General features: G+C 42.2%; 24 protein-coding genes. 10 read left to right on the top strand and 14 right to left on the bottom strand.

The annotated features are described in order from the left end of the window. Window positions 1-14 precede the first annotated feature (14 nt). The 6 genes from CBM24_RS15115 to CBM24_RS15090 all read right to left on the bottom strand — a co-directional run bounded on the left by CBM24_RS15115 (window position 15) and on the right by CBM24_RS15090 (window position 5,414). Window positions 15-869 (bottom strand): NEW3 domain-containing protein, encoded by an 855-nt coding sequence (locus CBM24_RS15115; protein WP_088161807.1) that lies wholly within the window; start codon window positions 867-869, stop codon window positions 15-17. 208 nt (window positions 870-1,077) lie between these two features. Further along, window positions 1,078-1,368: a hypothetical protein gene (locus tag CBM24_RS15110; RefSeq protein ID WP_088161806.1), complete on the bottom strand. Its 291-nt coding sequence runs from the start codon at window positions 1,366-1,368 to the stop codon at window positions 1,078-1,080. A gap of 75 nt (window positions 1,369-1,443) precedes the next feature. Then, a complete protein-coding gene (locus tag CBM24_RS15105) occupies window positions 1,444-1,890 on the bottom strand; it encodes an Hsp20/alpha crystallin family protein (RefSeq protein ID WP_088161805.1) in 447 nt (148 codons plus the stop codon). A 371-nt stretch (window positions 1,891-2,261) separates the two neighbouring features. Further along, window positions 2,262-3,323, bottom strand: a complete 1,062-nt coding sequence (locus CBM24_RS15100; RefSeq protein ID WP_088161804.1) for a fatty acid desaturase family protein — start codon at window positions 3,321-3,323, stop codon at window positions 2,262-2,264. Window positions 3,324-3,633: 310 nt separating this feature from the next. Continuing rightward, window positions 3,634-4,545: a helix-turn-helix domain-containing protein gene (locus CBM24_RS15095; RefSeq protein ID WP_088161803.1), complete on the bottom strand. Its 912-nt coding sequence runs from the start codon at window positions 4,543-4,545 to the stop codon at window positions 3,634-3,636. A 65-nt stretch (window positions 4,546-4,610) separates the two neighbouring features. After that, window positions 4,611-5,414: an SDR family oxidoreductase gene (locus CBM24_RS15090; RefSeq protein WP_088163577.1), complete on the bottom strand. Its 804-nt coding sequence runs from the start codon at window positions 5,412-5,414 to the stop codon at window positions 4,611-4,613. A gap of 279 nt (window positions 5,415-5,693) precedes the next feature. Here CBM24_RS15090 and CBM24_RS15085 point away from each other — a divergent pair, with 279 nt between their 5' ends. Further along, on the top strand, window positions 5,694-5,954 hold the full coding sequence (locus tag CBM24_RS15085) for a hypothetical protein (protein WP_088161802.1): 261 nt from the start codon (window positions 5,694-5,696) through the stop codon (window positions 5,952-5,954). A gap of 63 nt (window positions 5,955-6,017) precedes the next feature. Here the strand turns inward: CBM24_RS15085 and CBM24_RS15080 are convergent, their stop codons facing one another. The 3 genes from CBM24_RS15080 to CBM24_RS15070 all read right to left on the bottom strand — a co-directional run bounded on the left by CBM24_RS15080 (window position 6,018) and on the right by CBM24_RS15070 (window position 8,475). After that, window positions 6,018-6,941 carry a helix-turn-helix domain-containing protein gene (locus CBM24_RS15080; protein ID WP_075992932.1) on the bottom strand — a complete coding sequence of 308 codons (924 nt, stop codon included), beginning with the start codon at window positions 6,939-6,941 and terminating at the stop codon, window positions 6,018-6,020. Window positions 6,942-7,019: 78 nt separating this feature from the next. Further along, window positions 7,020-8,015: an aldo/keto reductase gene (locus CBM24_RS15075; RefSeq protein ID WP_075992931.1), complete on the bottom strand. Its 996-nt coding sequence runs from the start codon at window positions 8,013-8,015 to the stop codon at window positions 7,020-7,022. A gap of 100 nt (window positions 8,016-8,115) precedes the next feature. Beyond that, the gene (locus tag CBM24_RS15070; protein WP_088161801.1) at window positions 8,116-8,475 is read right to left on the bottom strand and encodes a hypothetical protein; all 360 of its coding nucleotides are present in this window, start codon (window positions 8,473-8,475) and stop codon (window positions 8,116-8,118) included. A 144-nt stretch (window positions 8,476-8,619) separates the two neighbouring features. On the opposite strand from CBM24_RS15070, the gene CBM24_RS15065 reads away from it, so the two are divergent. From CBM24_RS15065 to CBM24_RS15025, 9 genes are all read left to right on the top strand, one after another. Continuing rightward, a complete protein-coding gene (locus tag CBM24_RS15065; RefSeq protein ID WP_157698467.1) occupies window positions 8,620-9,120 on the top strand; it encodes a helix-turn-helix domain-containing protein in 501 nt (166 codons plus the stop codon). 284 nt (window positions 9,121-9,404) lie between these two features. Continuing rightward, a complete protein-coding gene (locus tag CBM24_RS15060; RefSeq protein ID WP_088161799.1) occupies window positions 9,405-9,674 on the top strand; it encodes a hypothetical protein in 270 nt (89 codons plus the stop codon). Between the two features lie 187 nt (window positions 9,675-9,861). Beyond that, the gene (locus CBM24_RS15055; RefSeq protein ID WP_088161798.1) at window positions 9,862-10,305 is read left to right on the top strand and encodes a hypothetical protein; all 444 of its coding nucleotides are present in this window, start codon (window positions 9,862-9,864) and stop codon (window positions 10,303-10,305) included. Between the two features lie 352 nt (window positions 10,306-10,657). Continuing rightward, window positions 10,658-11,308 carry a transcriptional regulator gene (locus CBM24_RS15050; protein WP_088161797.1) on the top strand — a complete coding sequence of 217 codons (651 nt, stop codon included), beginning with the start codon at window positions 10,658-10,660 and terminating at the stop codon, window positions 11,306-11,308. Between the two features lie 152 nt (window positions 11,309-11,460). Further along, the gene (locus CBM24_RS15045; protein WP_088161796.1) at window positions 11,461-12,237 is read left to right on the top strand and encodes an SDR family NAD(P)-dependent oxidoreductase; all 777 of its coding nucleotides are present in this window, start codon (window positions 11,461-11,463) and stop codon (window positions 12,235-12,237) included. A 58-nt stretch (window positions 12,238-12,295) separates the two neighbouring features. Continuing rightward, entirely contained in the window at window positions 12,296-13,222 is a 927-nt protein-coding gene (locus CBM24_RS15040) for a helix-turn-helix domain-containing protein (RefSeq protein ID WP_088161795.1), read from the top strand. Between the two features lie 444 nt (window positions 13,223-13,666). Then, window positions 13,667-14,986 (top strand): NAD(P)-dependent benzaldehyde dehydrogenase MdlD, encoded by a 1,320-nt coding sequence (gene mdlD, locus CBM24_RS15035; protein ID WP_088161794.1) that lies wholly within the window; start codon window positions 13,667-13,669, stop codon window positions 14,984-14,986. 442 nt (window positions 14,987-15,428) lie between these two features. Further along, the gene (locus CBM24_RS15030; RefSeq protein WP_088161793.1) at window positions 15,429-16,184 is read left to right on the top strand and encodes an SDR family oxidoreductase; all 756 of its coding nucleotides are present in this window, start codon (window positions 15,429-15,431) and stop codon (window positions 16,182-16,184) included. Between the two features lie 221 nt (window positions 16,185-16,405). After that, window positions 16,406-17,248: a helix-turn-helix domain-containing protein gene (locus CBM24_RS15025; protein WP_075992922.1), complete on the top strand. Its 843-nt coding sequence runs from the start codon at window positions 16,406-16,408 to the stop codon at window positions 17,246-17,248. Window positions 17,249-17,777: 529 nt separating this feature from the next. Here the strand turns inward: CBM24_RS15025 and CBM24_RS15015 are convergent. From CBM24_RS15015 to CBM24_RS14995, 5 genes are all read right to left on the bottom strand, one after another. Then, window positions 17,778-20,108, bottom strand: coding sequence for a GAF domain-containing protein (locus CBM24_RS15015; protein WP_088161792.1), 2,331 nt, complete (start codon window positions 20,106-20,108; stop codon window positions 17,778-17,780). Between the two features lie 213 nt (window positions 20,109-20,321). Beyond that, a complete protein-coding gene (locus CBM24_RS15010; protein ID WP_232475543.1) occupies window positions 20,322-21,326 on the bottom strand; it encodes an alpha/beta hydrolase in 1,005 nt (334 codons plus the stop codon). A 43-nt stretch (window positions 21,327-21,369) separates the two neighbouring features. After that, on the bottom strand, window positions 21,370-22,227 hold the full coding sequence (locus tag CBM24_RS15005) for a retropepsin-like aspartic protease (RefSeq protein ID WP_088161791.1): 858 nt from the start codon (window positions 22,225-22,227) through the stop codon (window positions 21,370-21,372). A 177-nt stretch (window positions 22,228-22,404) separates the two neighbouring features. Then, window positions 22,405-23,025, bottom strand: coding sequence for a phosphatidate cytidylyltransferase (locus CBM24_RS15000; protein WP_232475542.1), 621 nt, complete (start codon window positions 23,023-23,025; stop codon window positions 22,405-22,407). Between the two features lie 31 nt (window positions 23,026-23,056). Continuing rightward, window positions 23,057-23,767, bottom strand: a complete 711-nt coding sequence (locus tag CBM24_RS14995) for a phosphatidate cytidylyltransferase (protein WP_088161790.1) — start codon at window positions 23,765-23,767, stop codon at window positions 23,057-23,059. Window positions 23,768-23,769: the final 2 nt, after the last annotated feature.

The raw sequence follows: 23,769 nt of genomic DNA, 5'->3' as shown, positions 1-23,769 counted from the left end.
TTTTTGTAGCGCCCTTATCTGCGGCCGTATTTGCGGATGAGAAAATACACCAAACCAATGGCCAATACAATGACAAGCATACCGATCCACCCAGAAAGCAAAGAAGTTTTCACAATCATACGGAATGAAATGTCGGCGCTGCTGTTGGATGATTTGATCTCAAATTTGGAAGCATAGTCACCGGCAATAGTTTTGTCGGGAACTTTTAGGTTGACTTTGACGTCAATAGATTTACCTGCTTCGAGCTGTTTGATGTTCGACGGATCGAAGCTTGCCTCCCATCGGCTGGGTAATTGGGACGTCAGTTCCAAGGTATTGAGCGGCAGGGTGCCCGTGTTTTTGACTTTAAGTAGAATTTCTTTGCTGCTACCAGATACGACTTCGTCACTTAGCCGCCCACTGGGGGTGGTCAACTCAAGGGCATAGGAGCCTTTGATGACTGCTTCGAGCTCAAGCTTTAAGGTATCGGTTGAGGATATAGCCCGTATCGGAATTTTATATTTATCGGGCTTGGCCGTGATCGGACAGCTGATTTCAATGCTGATTTCCTGTGCCTTATTGGGCTGCATCTGAAGGGAAGTCACTTGCGAGCCTTCTACGCGGTAGCTAATCTGCCATCCATCGGGCAGCTGGGCATTCAGGTTGTAGTTAACCAATTGAGCGGATCCGTTGGTCAAGGTCGTCGTATAACGAAAAGGTTCGTTGCTGGGGGCCTCAATATTGATGAGCCTCGCTTCGAAACCGGATTTGAGGGGCTTCAAGGCTTGCCCCGATAGATAGAAACTGTTAGCCAGCACAATAAGTGCGATAAGAAATGGCCTGAAAGAAAAACGTCGGTCTGTGTTTGTAATTAGTAATTCTGTTAACATGATCCAATAACTAAAATTTATATTTAAATAGAATATTAGCTTTTAAAAAATGTCGGTTTGGGTATCAGCTACCTTTTTGAAAAACCGCACCCAAATTAAAAATCAATTTGATAAAAATCAAGATTGAAATAAAAAAATAGTGTAAAAAAATTGTGTTTAAATGGTCTATAGACTGATAGCTTGTGTTGTATGCTAAAGTGCACTTCCGTCAGTCAAAGTTTACTGAGCGGAAGGTTTTCTTGATGATAATCTTGGTATTCTCGGCCAACTCATCCAGTGTACAGTGGATGGATCGTAATTGTGTCCGCTGAATCGTAGCGTCGCTCAGGAGAAGATTAATGCGAAGACGTCTGCTGTCTGAGGCTTCATGCTCACCGCGCAGTTCATCAAACAGTTCATGAATAATCTTTTCGCAGCTTTTTTGGTCAAAACTGGCGATAGTGATATAATGTCCGTGGCTGTACATCTGTAATTCAATATAGTAATTCGACGTTTTCATAATCTTAGTATTAAAGACTGAAAAAATAGGTTAGCCTCCCGTGGAGGCTAACCAGTAAATTTGCTATTTGGATCTTTAGGATATTTCGATCATCCGCGGTTCTTTCTGTTTGGCTTCTTCTTTCTTCGGTATTGTCAATCGGAGCATACCATTCTCATAGCGTGCCTGGATATTGTCCTGATCGACAACCTCTTTCTGAAGTTCGAAGCTGCGTTGGAAAGATTGGTAGCTGAACTCCCTGCGGGTGTAGTTGTCCTTATGCTCCTCGTTTTGTTCTTCCTTAGCCGAGGATATGGTCAATAGATTGCCGTCGAGTGTCACCTTGAAATCGCCTTTGGCCATGCCAGGTGCGGCGACCTCCACTTCGAAGCTTTCTGCGTTTTCCTTGATGTTGACTGCAGGAACGGTAGTACTTGTTGATGAGTAATTTTTGTTGTCCCAGTTTAAAAGCTCGCGGTTAAAATTATCAAACATGGGCGAAAAAAGTGAAAAATTGTTCCAGTTTCTTTTTGCAAGTTTCATAGTAACCTCCTTTTAATGAAGTATAACAATAATTTAAATCTATCAGCCGGCCGACTGTATTAAAAATCTCACAAAAAAAGTACCGAGCTTAAAAAACTGAAATTTTTGCAGCAAAACTGTCAAATTTTACCTGATAAATTGACAGAAAAGATATACGCTCTGTACAACATACCGAAAATTGAAATTTTTTCAAACGATGTTCAGCTCAATCTTGTCCTTATAATAATCCATTTGATGGATAAATAGTTAGAAAAGACCGGGCTTCCTAGAGGTTTCTGGTCTTTTCTTTTTGGTGGAAGCTGCCCACTTCGATGGCACATAAAGGCCATAGGGAAGGGACAAAGAAATGAAGCGACGCGCTAATAACTAGGTTATTTTGACAAGGCCTCCAGCACTTTTAAATGCGATCTAAATGCTGTCCAGAAGCTCCGAAACTCGTTGTATTGTATTTTATATTCCTTGCAGGTCTGCTTCACAATCCTATTGAGCGCAGGATAATGCACATGGCTGATCTTTGGAAAAAGGTGATGTTCGACCTGAAAATTGAGACCGCCAAGCAACCAGGTAAGTACCTTGCTGCTCGTAGCAAAATTTGCGGTGGACTGAATCTGATGAATCATCCATTCTTCTTCGACCTTTGATTGGTCAATGGTTTTGAATTCGGTTTCTTCCACCACATGGGCCAGCTGGAATACTGTGGCCAGACTCATACCACACACAGTACCAGAAATCAGCAAACCGATAAGTGTGGGCAGCCACCCGACGAAAATGATCGGAATAATGACAAATAAGCTGAAGTGAATGAGCTTGCTGACCCAAAAAATAATACGCTCTTTGACCGGAAAATGAAATTGCTCAGTTTTATGTCCCATGCGCCCACGGAAATATTTCTCATAATCCTGATAAAAGATCCACGCTAAATAGGAGATTCCATAGAGCAGCGGAAAATAAAAACGCTGATAGCGATGGTGTTTCCGAAGTTTCTGGTCGTGGTGTATACGCATAAACTTTACTTCGATATCGTGATCTTCGCCATCGATATTTGTATAGGTGTGGTGTGCAATATTATGTTTGAGCTTCCAAAAGTAGATATTGCCGCCCAGTAGATTGAGCGAGTAGGAGAGCACAGTGTTCAGGTTTTTATTGTCCGAAAAAGAATTGTGCCCAGCATCGTGCATAATGTTAAAACCAATCGCAGCGAGGTTAGCTCCGAAAATGACACATAATGCTATTGCAATACTCCAATGCAAAGGTGCGAATACCAGAAGGAGATACAATACCGCAAAGCTGATCAGGAGGATAGCGGCTTTCAGATAGATTTTACGATTCCCGGTTTTTGGCTGAAGTGAATTTTGAAAATAGTTATTAATTTTTTGTTTTAACGTTTTAGAGAACAATGTATTTACATTGCTGAATTTTACAGACTGGGACATTTGGATTTTTACTCGAGAGATATGCTTAATATTTATTACGTTCGATCTTGAGCGATAGAACAATGTAAATATACGCTATAAAATTTGAAAGATCGCGGTAATAAAGTTAAAGATTGTTAAAGGTCATTCTGCCATCCTTGATTTCCCATGGCCCGGAATATACACCTTTTGAATTTTTGAAGCCTCCGGTATTTATTCCGCGCCGAGGTATCCTGCACGTTAATCAACTATTCCATATCAATTTGCCGGAGCGCAGGTTTCTTTAAATGTAATACACAACTCGCACTAAAATTTATTTTACACTGTTCTGTCAGTTAAACGATTGCCTGAATGCTAAAGGTGAAACATTGGTTTTTTTCTTAAACAGTTTGTTGAACGATTGCGGATGTTCAAAACCGAGCTTATAGGCAATTTCGGCCACGGAAAGGCTTGTTGCCGTAAGTTTTTCCTTGGCTTCTTCAATTAACTTGTCGTGAATGTGCTGCTGTGTGTTTTTACCGGTAACTGAACGTAGTAAATCGCTTAAATATCGTGCTGATACATGGAGGCTTTCGGCTAAATACTCTACGGTTGGAAGCCCTTGTTTTAAAGTTTCTTCGCTGTCGAAATAATCGTCCAGCAATTTTTCCAATTGGGTCAGCAGCGCATGGTTAACCACTTTCCGAGTAATGAATTGACGCTCATAGAAACGGTTGCTGTATTGCAAGAGCATATCAATTTGGGACAAAATAATGTCTTGGGTATGCTTGTCGATATGCTGATATTCTTGTTCGATTTTAAGAAAAATTTCTATAATGTCTTTTTCTTCCCGTTCGGAGAGATGTAATGCTTCGTTAAGCGCATACGAAAAGAAATTGTAGTTTTTTATTTTGGTGGCTAGGGGATGGGTATACAAAAAATCAGGGTGGAATAGGAGCATGTAACCTTTTCCGCATTCGACCTTCATCTTTCTGATTTCGGCAATCGTCAACGATTGAATCTGCTTGGGCGCAATAAAATTCATTGTTCCTTTGTCGAAATCGTAATATTGTTGGCCGTACTTTATTTTTGCAGTAACATCTTTTTTCAGCGAGATACTATAGAAATTCACGCAGAACTGCTCCCAGATGTCGCTTTCATCGGGTTTTATTCCAGCTACATCAATTACGCTGACGAGCGGATGTAATGGGGCCGGCAAGGACAATTGCCGATGAAATTCGGATATGGAATTGATACTATGCATCCTGTTTTTGTTATACAAATTTACAAAAAACAACTGCCTCGCAAGGCAGGTGCTGATTTAAAAAATTAGGCCTCAAATTGTTTTGCAATTTCCTGCCTGAACGCTTCTTTTCCGATTTGCAATCGTCTTTCATAGAGTGCATATGCATCTTCACCTGCCAGATAACGTACCTGATCTTTATTGTCCGTGGCGGCTTCATACACCACTTGGGCAATTTGCTCGGCTGTGGATGCATTTTGCATCATCAGACCCATTTGTTCGAACAGTTTGTCTTCGATGTCCTGATAGTCGGAAGCTCGGTTTAGATCCAAAGAACGACCTGCAAAATCTGTCGCTATTCCTCCCGGAGCAACTGTTTTGATGGCTATTCCAAATTTTTTCAATTCAAAGGACATGCTTTCGCTCCAGCCCTCCAAGGCGAATTTTGTGGCATGATACATCGAATGTAACGGGAACCCCATAAATCCACCAATTGATGTGGTTGAAATAAATAAACCACTTTTCTGTGCTCTAAAATGGGGGATAAAGGCTTGTGTAACCCGCAATACACCCAACAGATTCGTGTTGATTTGGCGAAGTATCTTTTCGTCGCTCAACGTTTCAAACGCACCCATTAAACCATAACCTGCATTATTGAAAACGACATCAATGTTACTTATAGCGATTGCTTTTGCTACAGTTTCTTTGATCTGGGCAGCATCGGTAACATCTAATTTTAATAGCCTGATGTTTTCGATCCCGGTAAGTTCGGTTTCATTTTCGGGATTTCGCATGGTTGCGATCACATTCCAACCCGCCTGTTGAAATAGTTTGGCAGTTGCTTTTCCCAAACCGGAAGAAGCTCCTGTAATGAAAATTGTCTTTTGCATGCTGTTATTGTTTGATTCCATACCACAAATGTCTAAAGAAGGCATCGGGTACCTGTTGCCAAATTGAGCTTGATTGTAGCCAAAATGACGAAATCAAAATGTGTGAAAAAAATCATCGCCAATGGAGCAGGAAATTCATCGACTTTGGCACGATTATTTGTTGATATTCGTTATAAAAATGATGCAATGTTAAGCTGATTTTTGCTCGATTTTATACTTTTTGGCGTATTCGTATTGGCGTAATTGCTGTATTTTAAAAATTTTAGAAGATCTATATTTATGCAAGGCACAATTGACGGGATAAGCGGGGAACCACATCGTTCACAGGTGTTCCGTTTAACTTACAAAGGACAGGATTATCAACTGGTGTTGTTGAAAAAGTCTTTATCAAAGCTCGATACGGAATTGCCAATTTCGCTTGATGGAATTGATCAAAAAATCGTAAAAAAAGGCGGCCAGTGGTTTTTTGAAAATAGGCATTCAGATCAGCATTTTGCGACAGAAATCTGGCGCAATTTATCGCTTCGATATCGCCTCTAAGATCAAAAGTCTGCTGTATGGTGGCCCGCCGCTCAATATGCAGCAGATTTTAAGGATGCTATCTTAGCTTGTAGCCATCTTCCGTCTAAACTCCAGTGGTGAGAGCTCCGTTTTCTTTTTGAATAAACGATTGAGTGACTGCGGTTGTTCAAAACCCAGCTGATAGGCAATTTCGGCAACGGAAAGCTCCGACCTGGACAGCAGATCTTTCGCTTTTTCGATGAGCTTATGTTGGATATGGTTCTGCGCACTTTCACCGGTCTGTAACCGTAATAAATCGCTTAAATAGTTTTTCGACATATTCAGCCGCTCAGCAAAGTAGCCCACCTGCGGCAAGCCCTTGTGTTGGGTTTTGGCTTCAAAATACTGATCCAACAATTGTTCAAACCGGCTCACCAAGGGCACATTGTGTACTTTACGCGTAATAAATTGCCGGTTATAAAACCGCTGCGAATACACCAGCAACAGTTCGATGAAACTGACAATGGCATCCTGGCTATAGCTGTCGATCGGACTGTCATATTCGCTTAAAATCCCTTTTCCGATATTTCGGATCTGCTCTTTCTCCCGGTCGGACAGAAAAAGTGCTTCGTTGACTTCGTAATCGAAAAAACTATAGCTGCGGATTTTGTGTGCCAGGTCATAGGTGCGGATAAAATCGGGATGGAAAACAAGGGAATAACCTACTTCGGCATGGGCAGTATCGGGATCAACACTGATCGTCTGCCCGGGTTTAAAGAAGGTCATCAGGCCTTCCCGGAAGTCGTACTGATGTGGGCCATAACCCAATACGCATTGTGCATCTTCTTTGATGGAAATGCAGTACAGGTTGAGCTGAAAGGTGGTCTCGACCGTTGGATGTATATGCTTGTTTTTGGAGAAATCGGTGATGCTAAAAAGCGGATGCTGCGGTTTGGGCAGCTGTAGCGCTTCATGATAGTCGGCGATACTATTGATCCTGATCAGTACGGGTTCTTTCTTTGACATGCTCTTTTTGCCTGTTAAATAATAGCCTAATTTAAGTAAAATGCCATGCGGTTTTTGCTCGCATGGCATTTATATTTTTTAAGATTGCAGCGGAATACTTACATCGCGGGATCCGGTATCCAGTCCGATCGGCAGAATAGCCTCAATGCGTTGCAGCTCTTCGGCGGTCAATAGGATGTCTGTTGCGGCGATATTCTGCTCCACATAGCGCACTCTTTTTGTCCCCGGTATCGGCACGATTCCTTTTTGGATCAGCCAGGCAAGGGCCAGCTGCGACGAGGTAACGTCTTTTTCTTTTCCAATCTGTTCGAGTTCACGCACCAGATCGAGGTTTTTATAAAACTGCTCGCCCTGAAACCTCGGGATAAGCCTGCGGAAATCATCTTCGGGGATATCGTCCGGCGACTTGATCTCACCCGTGATAAATCCACGGCCCAAAGGGGAGTAGGCGACCAGGCCTATACCCAGCTCCCGTGTCAGATCGTATACGCCATTGGTCTCTACTTCGCGTCCGAACAGGGAAATTTCATTCTGCACAGCCGTGATCGGGAAGGTCGCATGTGCCCTGCTGATCTGCTCGGCACTGACTTCCGAAATGCCCAGGTACCTGACCTTGCCCGCTGTGACCAGCTCGCCCATGGCACCTACGGTTTCCTCAATGGGTACATTGGGGTCGGGGCGGTGCATATAATAGAGGTCAATCACATCGGTATCGAGGTTTTTCAGCGAGCGCTCGATAGACTTTCGGATATAATCTGGCCGACCATTGATGCGCCAGGTCACCTGATCCTTATCATCAATCTCAAAGCCGAACTTGCTGGCGAGGATATAGTCGTTGCGCTTGCCGCGTATGGCCCTGGAGATCAACCTTTCGTTTTCAAAGGGCCCATACAGATCGGCCGTATCCAAAAAATTTCCACCCAGTTCCAACGAACGGTGGATGGTAGCTATGGATTCTTTTTCGTCGGCCTTGCCGTAGATATCGCCAGTGGACGCAAAACTGCTCATCCCCATACAGCCTAAGCCGATCATTGGAATTTCAAGTCCCTGCGTGCCTAATTTTCTTGTTTTCATCTGCTTCTTATTTTTGTTACCCAAAATTACGAAGCAGCGCCTGCAGCATGTTTACCCCAATTACGGAAACTTGTAACTGAATTACGGATCTAATCGCTAATTAAGCTACCCTGAATTTATCGTTATAAGCATCTTCCAGGTACTGTCCCAACGTTCTTGTCCGCTCGGTATCAATGGTACTGATGTAGCGATGGAACATCTGCTCGGTACTGTGACCTGTAGCTTCCATGAGTAGCGGAGTAGGGATTTTACCGTAAAAATTTGAAGCAAAGCTTCTTCTTCCGATGTGGCTTGTGATCGCTTCCCATTTTTGGACAAACATTTCTACCGCCCGGAAGCCCTTTCTTTTGCGGACTTTGACGAGGCTATTGATACCGGCAAGTTCTGCGACTTCCTTGATCTGCAGATTATACTTTTGCGCGGTAAGCTTCTCGGGAAATACGTTTAAATTGCCCGACAATATGGTCCGAACGGGTATTTGCTCCGCTTTACTTCACGGTTTTACGAAAGGTCGGCCCTGGATAGGACATTGATCAATTCAGGACTATTTTTTGACAGTGAAAGATCGCTCAAAGTCGTTAAAAGCCGGATAAAACAGGAAGAGATGAAGATGCAGATCATGGGAAATATCCAAGGTTATCCATCAAGAAACGCCGCGGTGACTTCGCTGATCGTGCACAACTTCATCGAGTCGGTCCTTTTACAAGGGATATGGGAAACAGATTTCGATAAGGAACTCAGCAGGGGTACGGACAGTACAGTGCAGGGAATGGCCAACCGTTTTTCCATAATCGTACACAAGCATTATAAAGAAAATTGCAACGTCAAATTCTATGCAGACAAACTACATATTACGCCAAGAAAGCTAACGAATCTATGTACGGAAGTCTGGAATAAAACGGCAAAGAATGCCATTATCGACATCGTTCTGAAAGAAGCGCTGCGTTATATTGAACATACGGATCTTTCTATTTCCCAGATCTCCTATGAAATGGGGTTTTCAGAAGAGTCCAATTTTCGGCATTTTATCAAAAAACATTCGGGTTCCAATCCACTGCAGTACCGTGAAAGAATGCGAACGGCGAGCGATGCATATGCGCATTAGCAGCTGTTTTTTTGTGCGGATTGGTGTAAAAAAATACTGGAACGAATCCCTTCGCCCCAGTGTCCATTAATATTATATTAAATAACAACCCGCAAAAAAGTTGTTATCCAAAAGTAGGGCGATAAAAGGTGTGAAAGTATGTGAATAGCGGCAATAAACGTGTAAAAAGTGGCTACCGAAAGGAGTGTGGGGGGATGTATAGCGGACCGAAGAAATCGAGATTGGGGCGAGAAGACAGGGGGCTGGTTCGGTATTGAATGGAATACTTTAAAATAAATTAAGTTATGGAAAAATTTGAAGATCAATGGCAGGATGGTGATGCGGATGTGGGACGTAAGATTAGAGAAGCCACATTCAATGATGAAGAGATCGGCCGATTAAGGGAGAAACTCAAATCACTTTTGGTAAAATTTGCCGAGCATAAGTTGGTTGAATGTGAGCTGCATCCATTCTTTAGGGATCAGAAGGTTCAGGAGGAATACGATCATACGGTTCTTCTGATCGAAAAGAGACATGCGGAGATAAAAGGGCTGTTTTCTGTTAAAGATAATTGAAGCTTTTTTAAACGATTTCAATCTGACTCTTGTCTTTCTATTAATCCATTTGATGGATAAATAGTTAGAAAAGACCGGTGCTTCTTTGAGGTTTCTGGTCTTTTCGTTCTAAAATAACCTGTCGATCTATGGGCTCGGCAAGATTGAGAACTTAACAAGCAAGATTGAAAAAGTAAAAAGACAAGATATGAACGGATTGAATAAAAATATGCTGGGCGGATTGATCGGTGCACTCGTCCTCAATATAGTGCACAGCGCTGCCAAAAGATTTGATTCCCAGGCGCCCGAAGTGGATAAGGTTGGTGAGGAGGCAATGAAAAAAACAGTACGCGTCGCCGGATTTAAACCACCCAAAGGTAATGCGCTGGTAGCAGCTACATTTGGCGCCGATGTGGCCTCAAATGCCATGTTATATACGCTTATCGGCTATGGCGGTCAAAAAAATAGACTGCTGAAAGGAGCTTTGCTCGGTACTGTGGTAGGGCTCGCAACATTGACTATTCCGGAACAGGCCGGACTCGATGCCAAACCCATAAAAAAGACCAATCGTACGAAGTTAATGACTGTTGCTTGGTATGTCATCGGCGGTATTGCAGCCGCAATGGCCATGAAAGCGATGGAAAAACGCTAAATTTTTTATAGCTCGGGCTTTGATTACAACTTTATAGGTACTGTACGCTACGCGGCTACGGTTCAACTGTACTCTATGCAGCTATGGTTCAATTGTACTCTACGCGACAACGGTTCAACTGTACGCTACACGGCAACGATTCAACGATAGTTAGCTGCGGTGCTGTAGCGCCATTTTATTGAACTGATTAGCCAACTGTTGCGAATATGAATTAATATCCAGCGGATTGTAAATGCGATTAGCCAGATTTCGAACAATAGAAGGAAACAACTGACAAAAAGTGTAATTTACATTAATATCAGGTCTCAAGATCAGATTTTAATCGTTTTGAAATCGCTAAATTAAAAGAATCATGATGAGAAAATATGTTGGTATAATGCTCTTTTTTATTGCTGCAGCGGGTAGCCTACATGCGCAAACGCTGACGACTAAATTGGTACCGATGCGTTTAGCTGCAAGTTTTGACCGCGTAAAAGAGGGCATCCCCGATATGTCCGGCCAGTTTGTCGACAGCAAGATGAAAATCACATCCCTGGGAAGTACAGATTCGACTGCCCGATTTGAAATCGAGGAGCAGGGGATAAGCATTGAAACGGTTGTGGATAACGAAAAAGAGTATCATAAATTGGTCACGGCTGCGGCAAAAGATGTTTCCAAACCAAGTATTCATATGCTGTATACGTACTCGTTAAAGAATAAAAAATTGAAAGTACCGCCGCCAAGAAAAGTCTTTTTCTCTCCGGAGTATGGGGTAATCTGGACTTTGACGTTAAAAAAAATAGCAGAAAAGGAAACCGAAGTTGTACTTAACTACAAATCACTATCGCCTGCATTCGCCGAGAAAATCGAAAGTGAGTTTGAAAGCGACACCTATTATAGCCATAAAATCGTAAAAATCGACGTCAATGATAAGCGAATGAATCACCTGATCAAGGAGATTTTGATCAATCAGATGCATGTCGACAGGGATTATCCCGCGCCAACCTATCCCGCGCGCAATTAATCATTCCACATTAATAAATAAAGTACAGTCGCCCAACCGTTGAATCTGAATCTGAATCTACCCTTATTTTGGTTAGAAATATCCTCAATTCAGCTACAATTGTCCGCCCATAGTTGCGGAACTTTGTCCTGTTACATTTAAATAAGTTTAACATGCAGACAAATGAAATAAAAGTAGCCCTAGTTACAGGTGCCAATACAGGTGTTGGTTTTCAGATTGCCAAAGCTCTTGCTGAAAATGGATATCATGTGTTTGTTGGATCACGAGATTTAGAAAAAGGAAAGGATGCCGCCAATCAGATAGAAGGTGAAGCGCATGCCATTCAGCTGGATATTACCGACAATAATTCAATCAGGAATGCTGTCAGTAAAATAGAAAATGAGTTTGGGTACCTTACTTTGCTGGTCAATAATGCGGCGATTTCAAACGCAGGGATCCCCGGCCGTACAATGTGGGAAATTCTGAGTGCGCAGAAGGCAAGCGTCACATCCATAGCTGAAATGCGCCAGGTTTGGGAAACCAATGTCTTTGGCACGCTTGCCATAACACAGGCCTTATTGCCCTTCCTCCGGAATGCAAAACAATCTAGGATCGTAACCGTTTCAAGTTCTCTAGGCTCACTAACCCTGAATGCAGATCCGGACAATACATTCCGTAGTGGATTTGATGCCGTATATGGCGCTTCGAAAACCGCTTTAAATGGTGTTTTCCTTTCTCTTGCAAATGAATTGGAAAATACAAATGTTAAGGTGCATCTGGTAAGTCCGGGTTTTACAGCGACAGCCCTGAATAACTTTGAAGGTACAGATACGGTGGAGGAAGGCTCACTTGAACCGATACGCGTGGCACTGGCGGAAGATATACCCAATGGAAGCTTTACGGGACCGGCGACCTATCGCACAGAACAAGGCGATCAAGTGCCATGGTAGAATCACACAAAGGAAGACCTGTAGCTATAAGCTACAGGTTTTTTTATAAATTTATTGTATGAAAAAGAAAGAGGATAAGTTAAAACGCTTTATTTCTATATCCGAGAGTCACGAAGCTTTTGGCCTGCCAAAACCGCAGCATCCCCTGATTAGCCTGGTCCATTTCAATCAGGATAATCCATTCAATACCGATATGGCACCAATATACGATGTCCTAAGTTTCTACAAGATCACTTTTATAACAAAAAACAGCGGAAAACTCAAGTACGGCAGGGGTTATTATGATTTTAATGAAGGAAGTATGCTTTTCTTTGCGCCCAATCAATTGGTGGGTAGCACAGAATATAATAGGGATACCTATGCTTATCTGCTGCTGATCCATCCTGACTTTTTCCTGGGTTCCCCTTTAGCCCATAAAATTAGGAAGTACGGCTATTTCTCCTATTCTGTGAATGAAGCGTTACATTTATCTGATCAGGAAAGAGAAACGATGATAGCGATCTTGAATTTCATGAAAAATGAACTTGACAACCGGATAGACGAATTTAGCCAAGAAGTCATTATCTCGCAGGTGGAGTTGATGCTGAGCTACGTCAACCGGTTTTACAAGCGGCAGTTCATTACGCGGAGAAATATCAACAATGATATTCTACTGAAGGCAGAAGCGCTGCTGGATGATTATCTGGATCATGATCATTCGGTAATTCAGGGAGTTCCAACGGTCCATTTTCTTTCGGAGCAGTTGAATGTGTCTGCGGGTTATCTAAGCGATATGCTACGTTCGCTCATTGGCCAGAGCACGCAGCAGTATATCCACCATAAACTTATTGAGCGAGCAAAAGAGAAATTATCAACGACACAACTTACCGTAAATGAAATTGCTTACGAACTGGGTTTTGAGCATGCACAGAGTTTCAGCAAACTGTTCAAAAAGAAAACCGCCCAGACGCCACTGGAATTTAGAGGGATGTTTAAATCAAAGTAAAAATATATGTTCGGAGTATAAACGAGCAGATCAAGTTCTGCCTGATTGGCCCAGATTATAACCCCTTCGCTGTTGACCCAATGCAGGGATAGGGAGGTTTTATTGTTGCAACCCTTCAAAGGTATTGATGTCCGCCATAGATCTTTCAGATAGAAAATTTTATTCATGAGCCTAAAATAGGTGTTACAGTCCAGTTTTGAATGGGCAAAATTACGTACTCTGCAAGGGTAATAATAACGTTAAACTGCGGTATGAATACAGGTTTCAGCTAATATATATGACAATATTATGTTTTGCGCAATATAAAATTATTTTAACTTTGTTTTGTATCAAAGCATCTTAATCTTGTTCTACAAGATATAAAACACACTAGACACTTTTACTTTATTAAAACAAACAGTTTATGCGCTAGGTGTGTTTTAAAATGCATAAAATCACAAACAAATGACGACAGAAATTAAAAACAGAATAAAAGAAGTATTCGAAAAACAGAAAGACTTTTTCGGCACGCAAGCAACGAAGGAAATCACATTCCGTAAAAGACAGTTGCAAAATTTCCGTAAAGTTTTTGCGAGTTATACGGATGCGATCTGTGAAGCAGTGAATATCGATCTTGGAAAAAGCAGGGCAGAAGCAGAATACGTTGAAGTTCAGATTGTTCTCGATGAACTCGACGATATGATCGAAAATATGGAAGAATGGGCAAAACCAACCTATGTCAAATCAAAACCGCATGCTTCGGGAGCGGAAGTCATCAGTAAGTACATTTATGAGCCCTACGGTGTAAACTATATTATAGGTCCCTTCAATTACCCGGTGCAGTTGACTTTCAGTCCGCTGATCGGGGCCCTGATGGCCGGAAATACGGCTATCATCAAACCTTCTGAAAACACGCCCCATGTTGCCCAGGTGATTGAAGATATTGTTAGCGAAGCTTTTGATGAACAATATGTTGCCGTTTTTCAGGGCGCTATTGAAGAAAACACCTATTTATTGAGCCTTGCTTTTGATTACATCTTTTTTACGGGAAGCCCTAATGTTGGCAAAATTGTCATGAAAGCCGCTGCCGAACAACTGATTCCGCTTACTTTGGAACTGGGCGGAAAATCCCCAACGATCGTACACCATGATGCGGATATCGAAAAAGCCGTTCAGCGCATTTCTGCCGGCAAATGGATCAATTGCGGACAGACCTGTGTTGCTCCGGATTACGTGTATGTGCATGAATCTGTGAAGGGCGCCTTTATCGATCAGTTGAAATCTTATCTTAAAGCTACATACAACGACGAATCTTTAGGGAAAATCGGCAAGATTGTTAGCCAGCATCAGATAGGGAATTTAGCGGGATACCTGGATGCCGCTCCCGAAAAAGTTATTTATGGGGGAAAATATGATTTGGAAACGCGCCATTTTGAAGCAACTTTGATGGATGGTGTCAACTGGAATGATGCGGTGATGCAGCAGGAAATTTTTGGTCCGATCCTTCCTATTTTAACTTACAGCAATATCGATGAAGTGCTGAAAGAGATTAATAGCAGACCCAAGCCATTGGCGCTTTATGTGTTTTCTGAAAGTCAGCAATTTGCCGATGACGTGATCGCAAGAACCACCAGCGGCGATGCGGAGATCAATAGTACATTGATCCACGTCGGATCGCATTATCTTCCTTTCGGTGGCGTAGGTGCTTCAGGAATGGGAAAATATCACGGCAGATTTAGTCTGGAAAACTTTAGTCACCAGCGTTCGATCCTGCAGGTAAAATAGCGATAATTCACGCAATGGCTATAATTCACGCATACAATTAATCAATTAATCAGGACCACCTCAACGGGTGGTCCTTTTTTTGGGGGGATATTTCCGGACGTTATATTTCCGTTCCAACCTCAGGTCGGGTTAGTTAACTGTTTAATCCTCAGATCAGATTAATTAACTGTTTAATGAAAATCACTTCGACCTAGCTACTCTTTCTAGCTATCGAAGCATATGGATTGATAACCACGGGACTACCTGCTATTTTGATAAGTGTGATAGCATTGTGAAACCCTGTTTTTTTTGATTGGCAGCTCAATTATTGATATTTGGTTTGAGAGATTCTAGCGGGGTAAAATGGCTTTGAGAGGCCAGAATAAGCGCTGATAGAATCTAAACCTGTAATCCAGCACGTCCACGGCAAATCAGTGGGCGATGGATTCAAATTTTCAAATTTATGGCAAATCAAGAAGTAAATGGAAAAGTAGTTTTGATCGCAGGTGGTGCGAAAAACTTAGGGGGACTGTTGAGCCGGGATTTTGCGGCACAAGGAGCAAAGCTTGTCATTCACTACAATAGTGAGAGCACAAGAGCCGAGGCAGAAAAAACATTGTCGGATGTAAAGGCGTTTGGTGCCGAGGGACTGCTTGTCCAGGGCGACCTTACACAGCTATCAAATATAAAAGCGCTATTCGACAAAGCCGAAGAAAAGTTCGGTAAGGTTGATATCGCAATCAATACAGTCGGTAAAGTACTGAAAAAACCATTTGTGGAGACTTCAGAGATTGAGTACGACAGCATGAGTGATATTAATTCGAAGGTCGCTTATTTTTTTATTCTCGAAGCCGGCAAGCGGATCAACGATAATGGCAAAATCTGTACTGTCGTTACGTCTTTATTAGCAGCCTATACAGGCCTTTATTCGACGTATGCGGGAATGAAAGCTCCTGTAGAACATTTTACAAGGGCTGCTTCTAAGGAATTCGGACCGCGTGGAATCTCAGTTACGGCGGTAGCTCCTGGTCCGATGGATACACCTTTCTTCTATGGACAGGAATCTGAAGATGCTGTGGCCTATCACAAGTCGGCGTCTGCGTTGGGTGGACTGACCGATATTAAGGACATTGCACCACTGATTGAGTTTCTGGTAACGGATGGCTGGTGGATAACCGGACAGACTATTTTCGCCAATGGCGGGTATACCACAAGATAACATGTGTAAGCAAAAGGCAGTCAAAGCTGACTGTCTTTTGATACAGAGATAACAGAGCATGATAACATAGCACAGCTTCATAATACAGCATAGCTTCATAACATAGCACAGCTTCCAATCCGATGTGGGTTCCAAATAGGATCAGCTTATGATCTCAGACAAGTGAAGATGATCTGCAGGAGGTTTTAGTGCTGATAACTGTATAAACGCTTATCGAGACGATGATGAATAGTAAGGACCTAGAAATAGGGCTACAGGATTTTGGGATTTGTACACTCGCCGAATTCCAACAAACCGAAAGTGATATAGCAAGTGATACTTATTACATCATAAAAATAGATGAACCGATCGTCATTGCTGTAAATAGGGAGTTTTATACGCTGAATAGCGGACAGCTACTATTTGTAGGGCCTAGGAAGCGAATCAAATTCATGAACGATGCGCCAATAGGGGGCTATGTGCTATCATTTACCGCGGCGTTTTATCTGAGATCGAAATCCGACGTGAAGATGCTCAACTCCATATTGTTCTATGGCATTCAGAATGCCATACAGATTGAAGGTAAAATGGGAAATCAGGCCTATTTTGATGGGGCTATTATTGAACGCATACAAATGGCGCGGGTACAGGGACCGGAAATATTGGATCTGGTCGCTCATCACTGTGTCGAGTCAATTTTGTTGGAAGGACATTACAGGCTCTCTCTTCAGGGGATTCTATCAAAGCTGTGCAGTTCATCGGAGCAGATTGTTTTTAATAGCTTTAACATTTTGGTATACAAGTATTATCGTGAAAGTACGTCCGTCAGTTTTTATGCCAATAAATTAAAACTTACAAGCAGAAGGCTTTCCGCGCTATGCGCAGCTAACAGCGGAAAATCTGCAAAAGCATTCATTTCGGGAATTGTAGTCCAGGAGGCTATCCGCTTGATCAGACATTCGAATCTATCCATTTTACAGATTTCTTTCGAAATAGGTTTTAGTAATGTCGCAAATTTCAGAAGTTTCATCAAGAAACATACCGGCAAACAACCCCATTTGTTCCGTAACGAAAGAGATCAATAATTTTGGATATCGTATATCATTTGCGGTCTAAGGGCTGGGATGAGTATAAACCAGACAGACCGGTGAGGGCAAGCAACCGCAAACCCTAAATGGCATTTCGCAAAGACTATTTTTTCAATGAAGCAGCCCCCGGGCTGCTTCATTTGTTATGAAGCAATATCCACTGCTTCATAAAAGGCTCTCGCAAAGCGTGACTTTGCTTTTTCAAATCGTGATTCAAATCAAGTATTTATTTCAATAAATTGATATTTGTTTGCTAATTTTATTAGTATGTAAATCGTTTTTAGTATATTTGTTTAGTCAACGAAACGTTTCCCCGGATGCAATATCACGCTCAAAGCATGAGGAATGTACATAGCGCAAGGGTACCTCAAGCTCATGGCCGAACAGCCGGATCTGCTGCACAACGTACCCATGCAATATATCGCATCGTTCCTCGGCATGAACCCCAAAAGTTTAAGCCGTATCCGCAAACAGATTATTAGATGATACTCTCCTTGGCCTATCTGATGGAACACCGGGAATTGCTTTAGTGCAGATCTTGAAAATTGAATCCCACACGGATCGCTTTCAGGCCAACCAGTCCCTGTAGATCTTCCACCTCAAACTGCTCGATATTGTTGTCTAGTAATCCTTTGTGCTGTAGTAGGTTAATGTATCCCAGGTATTCTGTTTCTTCATGTATATTGGAGTAGACAATAACCAGTTTGCCTTTTTGTGTGATGCGCTCCGTCGAGCCCTTGATCTTGGCTTTATCAATGCGTTTCTTGGCAATCTCGTAGCGCACGTTGTAGGAGCCGTCGATATCGAACTGCTTCTCGTCCATACGAAAGCGGATGGAAATGGGGGTGGCAAAGACCAGCACCAATGAGGTCACCTCCAGCTGATGCGGAAGGGCGGGCTGGAGCTGCCTAAACTCGCGTTCCATCGCACACATCACCTGCAGCTGCCACAGCCGTAAATTGCGTAGGTAGTAGAGTTCAAAATTCCGACCGGGAGCGATGGAGGCCCCGATATACATGTTGTGCTCGATACCATCTGTCTTGTAGCGCTCATAATAATGAGGAAAGTATTCTTGGGCTTCTACCTGCTTTTCGTCGAGGATGGCCACCAGCTTTTTGTTGATCAGGGTGATGGAGTTGTCATAATCCTGTCGGGCCTCATAAAAACCGCCGATAGAGAGGTTGATTCGCTCAAAATAGCGGTCGACGGCCTCGGTGGCGACGCTATTTTTGTTGTTTTTCCTGAAATTCTCCAGAATAGGGTGAATATCCTGGTTAAAATAATCGAGCATAAGCTGTTCCGTATCGGTCAGCAGCGCTTGCTGCAGCGTCGTCAGGTTTCTTTCCAAGTCGAAGACCTTTTGCTCAAAGAGCGGTAATCGCTGCGTTTGGTTGACCGCAGTGAACAATGCGATCAGTTCCTTGCTCTGATTCATCAGATCTTGGCGGATGGCCTGATTGCGAGATTCCGAGGAGCCCTGTACGTCAATCTGCCCATAGAGCGGATAAACATGGTCAAAGACGATTTCCTGCAGGGCATAGTCTTTTCCAAAGGCGCGGTCGTTGAGGAAATGCATGGCTTCTTCCTGAAACCGCCATTTGACACTCGGGTGTATAGCGGTATATTCCTTTTGGATCACCGCTTCGATCTGATTTTCAGTTTCTGCAAAGGCTTTCGAGACTTTATCTTTGATAAAGGGCAAGATGAAGTTGAGCTTGTTGGCATTGACCGAATTGAGTTCTCGCACCTTGGATGAGGACATTTCCAATAGACCGAGCACTTTGTCGCCTTCGACGAGGGGAACAAAAATAAAGCTCTTCACCTGTTGCTGCTTGAGCTTGTTGATAAAATAGGCCTGCTTTGGATCATCCAGTGGCAGCTTGTCAATATCCGGTACAACAAAATATTCGTCCTTGGTGAGCAGGTTCTCCAAGGTCTCGCTGCAGAGCATGTTTTCACATTCTTCGATCGTCGAATCGTAAAGTAGATGACTGTACAGATGTTTTTCGACAATCCGTAAGTTGTACTCGTTCCTGACCTTTTCAAAGGAGGTCAATCCGATGCGCAGATCATTTATTTTATAAATCGACCGGAAAATGCTTTCTATTTCTGCCAGCTGGACAGCACTTTTTTCGCGCAGCAGATTGCTCTTGAAGCTGGATACCGCATTTTCAATGGTCGCATCAAAAAGCGTCATAATGGAAAAGCCTTTCAGGATCCAGCTCTGCTCGGGGAATTTGGACTTCCATAGGGCAATATCCGAAAAGTTGTCGACCAGTTCGGTAATATCTTCAGCCGTAAGATCGAGTGCCCGTTCTGTTGGAAGGACATCGATAAAATCGGCATTGAATAGGACGCGGTAGTGATGGATGATATTATTCTTGTCTGGAATATCCAAAAAGAGGGGGGCATCCATAGCATCCACCTTAAAGCCGTAATACTGGCTGATAATAACACAGCAATTGAGAATATAATAGGTATCGGGCGAGATATCACGAAGACTAAATTCATAGTGATCGCCGGCATCCGCTAATATTTTTTCCAGTCTTGCGGTATGGTTGAACGTATGGAGATGGAAGGGAATGGTAATGGCCTTGATCTCATTATGTGTCAGTGAGCTCGGGAACAGGTCGGCCAGCAGCACCTTGATAATAGGCTCATAGCGCAGCACTTCTTCTGCTTTTTCGACCCCATCGATAAGTTCGGGGTATTTGCTGATTTCTTCCAGTAGCGATCGGGCATAGCTGGCCTGAAAGCCAACCGGCGATAGAGCCGCTGCTTCAAAGGATGGTATAATCTTATGAAAAGCGATCAGGGTTTTAAACGGACTGGAATCAAAGGCGAAGTTAAACTGCATAATGGTTGTTCCCGACTAAATTAGATTATTGCTGGAAGATGTACAAAAATATAAAATAATCGGCGAAAAGAAAACCCAAAGCGGACGGATAAAAACACTGCAATGACATTGGCGCCATTGAACTGTGTTTCCAAATAATGTTGTATGCTTCGAAAACTGCAGTGCAAGAATATGAACGAACTGATGCGGTTTCAGCAGTTTTTGTAGTGCGTATTACTTACATTTTTTGATTTTTTCTTTTAGCCTTTTGCTTGCAGTTCTGATGCTCTCCTTTTGTTCTTCCTTGTCGTTGATTAAGAAATGCAGCGATTTAAGATAGCCCTCTTTCGCTTCCGAATATCTTTTTAAATGATAGAGCGCATCGGCTTTAATTTCCAGATGCCCCCAAAAGTCAGGTGAGCTTTTTAAACGCCGTTCTTGTTCCTGCAATATATTTTGCCATTCCCACAGATCGAAAACATAGCTTAATCCCAATCCAATGCCTACAGTTGGTGTTGCGTTGTGACTGAATCCATCAAGCCGGTTTAGTCTGTACCTGATTTGTCGCTGATGCTTAGTCAGCAACCTGTCCATTTCATCGATGTATTTTGTGATCGAAATATCGTCCCAACGTTTGTTTCCGATAGCCATGTAAAAATCACCTGAAATTGAGTTGTTTCCTAAACTGTTAAGATCATTGAATAGGTCTTTTTTATTGGGCCAGTATGCTGGACTTACAGCAATGCAAGAATTGAACAGCTCATTGTTTGTCAGGTACAGATAGGTAGCAAAATATCCACCAAAAGAATGCCCAATAAGCGTAATTTTTTGTGTGTCGTATTGATTTGCTTTTAGGTGGGGGATCAATTCTTTTACGAGAAAAGCTGCTAACTTTTCTTTTTCAAGAAATTCTGTATTTCTATCGACCTGCATAATACCGACCAGATTTGATTTGGGCATTTCACCAGTTGCGGTAAGGTTATCGGCAGATTGCAAAACAGTTCCGTTTATGTGGGTATCGTCAGCATCGAAGTAGATAACGGTCTTCCTTGCCAACGTATCCGATTTGCCCATTAACGATTTGGTCAGTATGACTTTTCTATCGGAATTAAAGATTTGTGATTTAATTGAAAGGGTATCGGATTTTCCATACTGGGTAAATTGCTGACCCTGTAGGTGCTTAAGATTGCATAGTAAAAATAGGACAATGATCAATAGAGGTTTTATTGTATTCATCATACATTTTCTTAATAATCCAAATTTCATATAGATCTAACAGTGATTAATCCAACAAATAGATCTTCTTTTCTTTTAAATTGAATCCAAGCTTTTTGCCCAGCCAATTGATGCTGGTCTTTCCTTCATAGATCAATCCTTCAACAAATGAGACTGTAGGATGCTCTACTTTTACAGAAGAATTGGAGATGGATGCTATATGTCCTTTGTAATATTTTGTTTTTATCTCGGGATTAAACTCACTAGCTCTCTCCGTTATTTCCAGTTTGGACGGATCCAATCCCAAGATAGGGATAAACCGATCGCTAAACCAAAATGAATCATCGCCAGCCCCTGAATCTAATAAAATGTTGATCCTGTACTTGTCGTTTAGATATATGTACGTGGAGATATCAAGGGATTGATCGGCATTGGTCGTCAGTTGTATCGGAATAATTTTGTCACTTTTTAGTTTTGCCTTCGGAAAAATAAGCTGTTTCTTTGTGTAGTCTATTATAAACTCCGTGTCGTAAAGCATTGGAAGGGAAATTAGGCCATTAATACCGGCCAATTTCATGTCGAATGTTGAAAACGGAATATCATTAAACTCTTTACCATTGAATTTAATGGTAGAGGATCTATAAAGAGGGATTGTCATTTTTTCACCTGTTGCGCGAAATGCCGTGAGAAAATTATAGCTTTCATTTTTTTTCAGGTCTTTGGCAAAATCTTCAAAAAAAAGATTAATCCCCCCGCCTGTATCGAAGATAAAATTTCCTTTCTTTCCTTCGATTTCAGCTTCTACTACAATATGACCGGAGGGTAATAGTTGTAATGGAAGGCTTTGGCCCAAGGTGGCAAATGGTAGGATTATGATGGCGATTACGCTTAAATAAAATTGCCTCGTTAATACGGTTTTATACATGTTGGAGTGATTTTTAGAATTAAAGATGAAATGGTCATTTTTAATCGCTTTTGCCAGAATAGCTAAGCGAATCTTTATTTCAATATAAAGATAAATAAAATTGCTTATAGTTTCATCATCTACCTTTAAAACTGGACTGTTACTTATCAGGGAAATAGAATATACAGACTGAGCATGCTACTGACCGGAATGCTTATAATTGTCGTAACCGTCTTTGCTACATGCTTCGGCTATGGTCGCGGCAAGAGCCAGGGTACCTATCATGGTGATTTCGCTCATGTGCAGGCTTGGCTCTTGCATATAGTGTCCAATTACAACCACGGTAATCAAAGCGCATACAAAGAACACTGCGGACCCTAGTAGTGTTTTTCGCGCACCGAATAGGCGGTAAGAACCATAAGGCCATTTTTTGCCAGATAATGCCGCCATCGGATCACATATTGCCAAGGTGAGCAAGGGCAAATAATAAAAAATAGCCCCTTTGTCTAACAATGTCTGTGCGAGAAAGCAAAGATAGACTGCCGCAGGATAGGCCAGGCTACCGACAGATTTTCGGTCAATTGCATGGATAGAATTTAATAAATCGAACTTGATGGACAGCAATAAAATCAAAGTGAACAATCCGCATAGGATGAAAACAGACCAGTGGCTGCTGATCAAAATCGGAAATGACATGCAGATTATCCCCGTACCTACATGGACGAGTTTTCGGGTAAACTCTGCTTTGACCTTAAACTGTTGATACAATAGTTCAGCAAGCGCGAATAGCAGCAAGAAAAGGGTGCCTAATAGGAGCATGTTCTCTAAATCGTTTTTCATAATCTTGTTTTTAAAGATAAATTAGTCCGTACATGGCTCCACTGAATATAAAGCTGTCAAATCGATCCAGTATTCCGCCATGCCCTGGAATGAGGGTGCCGTAATCTTTAATTTGACAGCTTCGTTTGTACCACGAAGCCAATAGGTCGCCCAGCAATGCGGAAAAGCAAATAAAAAGGGCGGTCTTTAAAGTTTGCGTGATGGACAGGTCGATGGATGGAAAGAGGAAAAGGCTGGTACCAGTGCCAATGACCAAAGCGCCAATTAAACCTTCAACAGTTTTATTGGGACTAACCGAGGGAATAAGTTTTCTTTTGCCGAATAATTGACCGCAGAGCTGGCTGAATCCATCAAAAATCACCACCATAAAATAGATAAAACAAACCTTTTCTGTCGATGCCCTATGGCCGAAGTTTATAAACGCAGCGATAAGAGCGAGATAAAGGACCACTACAGGACATAAGAATAGCAGCGGTCGTTCTGAATATAGGTGGGCCTTGACAATTTCGTAAAAACCGGCTATTCCAATGCAAATAGCCAAAAGTCTGACATAGTCCATATAAATGGAAAAAAAGACAAGGATCAAAATCAGGAAGTAAAAACCCAGTTTTAACCAGCGTTCTCTGGTTTGTGCAACTTGACTATTCTTATTGAGATAGCCTGTGACCAATGCTCCGATGCCAAAAAATAACAACACTATATTCGCCATTAATACATACATAA

Origin of the sequence: Sphingobacterium sp. G1-14 (genome assembly GCF_002196555.1) — a bacterium.
Classification (GTDB): Bacteria; Bacteroidota; Bacteroidia; order Sphingobacteriales; family Sphingobacteriaceae; genus Sphingobacterium; species Sphingobacterium siyangense.
The sequence above is the reverse complement of the archived record's forward strand: the minus strand, read 5'-3'. Positions and strand labels throughout refer to the sequence as shown.

Coding starts and splice junctions, on each gene's coding strand:
- CBM24_RS15110 (WP_088161806.1), bottom strand. CDS start 1,368: ATGAAAACGTCGAATTACTATATTGAATTACAGATGTACAGCCACGGA.
- CBM24_RS15075 (WP_075992931.1), bottom strand. CDS start 8,015: ATGAAAACAAGAAAATTAGGCACGCAGGGACTTGAAATTCCAATGATC.
- mdlD (WP_088161794.1), top strand. CDS start 13,667: ATGACGACAGAAATTAAAAACAGAATAAAAGAAGTATTCGAAAAACAG.
- CBM24_RS15050 (WP_088161797.1), top strand. CDS start 10,658: ATGATGAGAAAATATGTTGGTATAATGCTCTTTTTTATTGCTGCAGCG.
- CBM24_RS15085 (WP_088161802.1), top strand. CDS start 5,694: ATGCAAGGCACAATTGACGGGATAAGCGGGGAACCACATCGTTCACAG.
- CBM24_RS15025 (WP_075992922.1), top strand. CDS start 16,406: ATGATGAATAGTAAGGACCTAGAAATAGGGCTACAGGATTTTGGGATT.
- CBM24_RS14995 (WP_088161790.1), bottom strand. CDS start 23,767: ATGTATGTATTAATGGCGAATATAGTGTTGTTATTTTTTGGCATCGGA.
- CBM24_RS15065 (WP_157698467.1), top strand. CDS start 8,620: ATGAAGATGCAGATCATGGGAAATATCCAAGGTTATCCATCAAGAAAC.
- CBM24_RS15090 (WP_088163577.1), bottom strand. CDS start 5,414: ATGCAAAAGACAATTTTCATTACAGGAGCTTCTTCCGGTTTGGGAAAA.
- CBM24_RS15000 (WP_232475542.1), bottom strand. CDS start 23,025: ATGCTCCTATTAGGCACCCTTTTCTTGCTGCTATTCGCGCTTGCTGAA.
- CBM24_RS15115 (WP_088161807.1), bottom strand. CDS start 869: ATGTTAACAGAATTACTAATTACAAACACAGACCGACGTTTTTCTTTC.
- CBM24_RS15095 (WP_088161803.1), bottom strand. CDS start 4,545: ATGCATAGTATCAATTCCATATCCGAATTTCATCGGCAATTGTCCTTG.
- CBM24_RS15105 (WP_088161805.1), bottom strand. CDS start 1,890: ATGAAACTTGCAAAAAGAAACTGGAACAATTTTTCACTTTTTTCGCCC.
- CBM24_RS15060 (WP_088161799.1), top strand. CDS start 9,405: ATGGAAAAATTTGAAGATCAATGGCAGGATGGTGATGCGGATGTGGGA.
- CBM24_RS15080 (WP_075992932.1), bottom strand. CDS start 6,941: ATGTCAAAGAAAGAACCCGTACTGATCAGGATCAATAGTATCGCCGAC.
- CBM24_RS15015 (WP_088161792.1), bottom strand. CDS start 20,108: ATGCAGTTTAACTTCGCCTTTGATTCCAGTCCGTTTAAAACCCTGATC.
- CBM24_RS15005 (WP_088161791.1), bottom strand. CDS start 22,227: ATGTATAAAACCGTATTAACGAGGCAATTTTATTTAAGCGTAATCGCC.
- CBM24_RS15030 (WP_088161793.1), top strand. CDS start 15,429: ATGGCAAATCAAGAAGTAAATGGAAAAGTAGTTTTGATCGCAGGTGGT.
- CBM24_RS15040 (WP_088161795.1), top strand. CDS start 12,296: ATGAAAAAGAAAGAGGATAAGTTAAAACGCTTTATTTCTATATCCGAG.
- CBM24_RS15100 (WP_088161804.1), bottom strand. CDS start 3,323: ATGTCCCAGTCTGTAAAATTCAGCAATGTAAATACATTGTTCTCTAAA.
- CBM24_RS15010 (WP_232475543.1), bottom strand. CDS start 21,326: ATGATGAATACAATAAAACCTCTATTGATCATTGTCCTATTTTTACTA.
- CBM24_RS15045 (WP_088161796.1), top strand. CDS start 11,461: ATGCAGACAAATGAAATAAAAGTAGCCCTAGTTACAGGTGCCAATACA.
- CBM24_RS15055 (WP_088161798.1), top strand. CDS start 9,862: ATGAACGGATTGAATAAAAATATGCTGGGCGGATTGATCGGTGCACTC.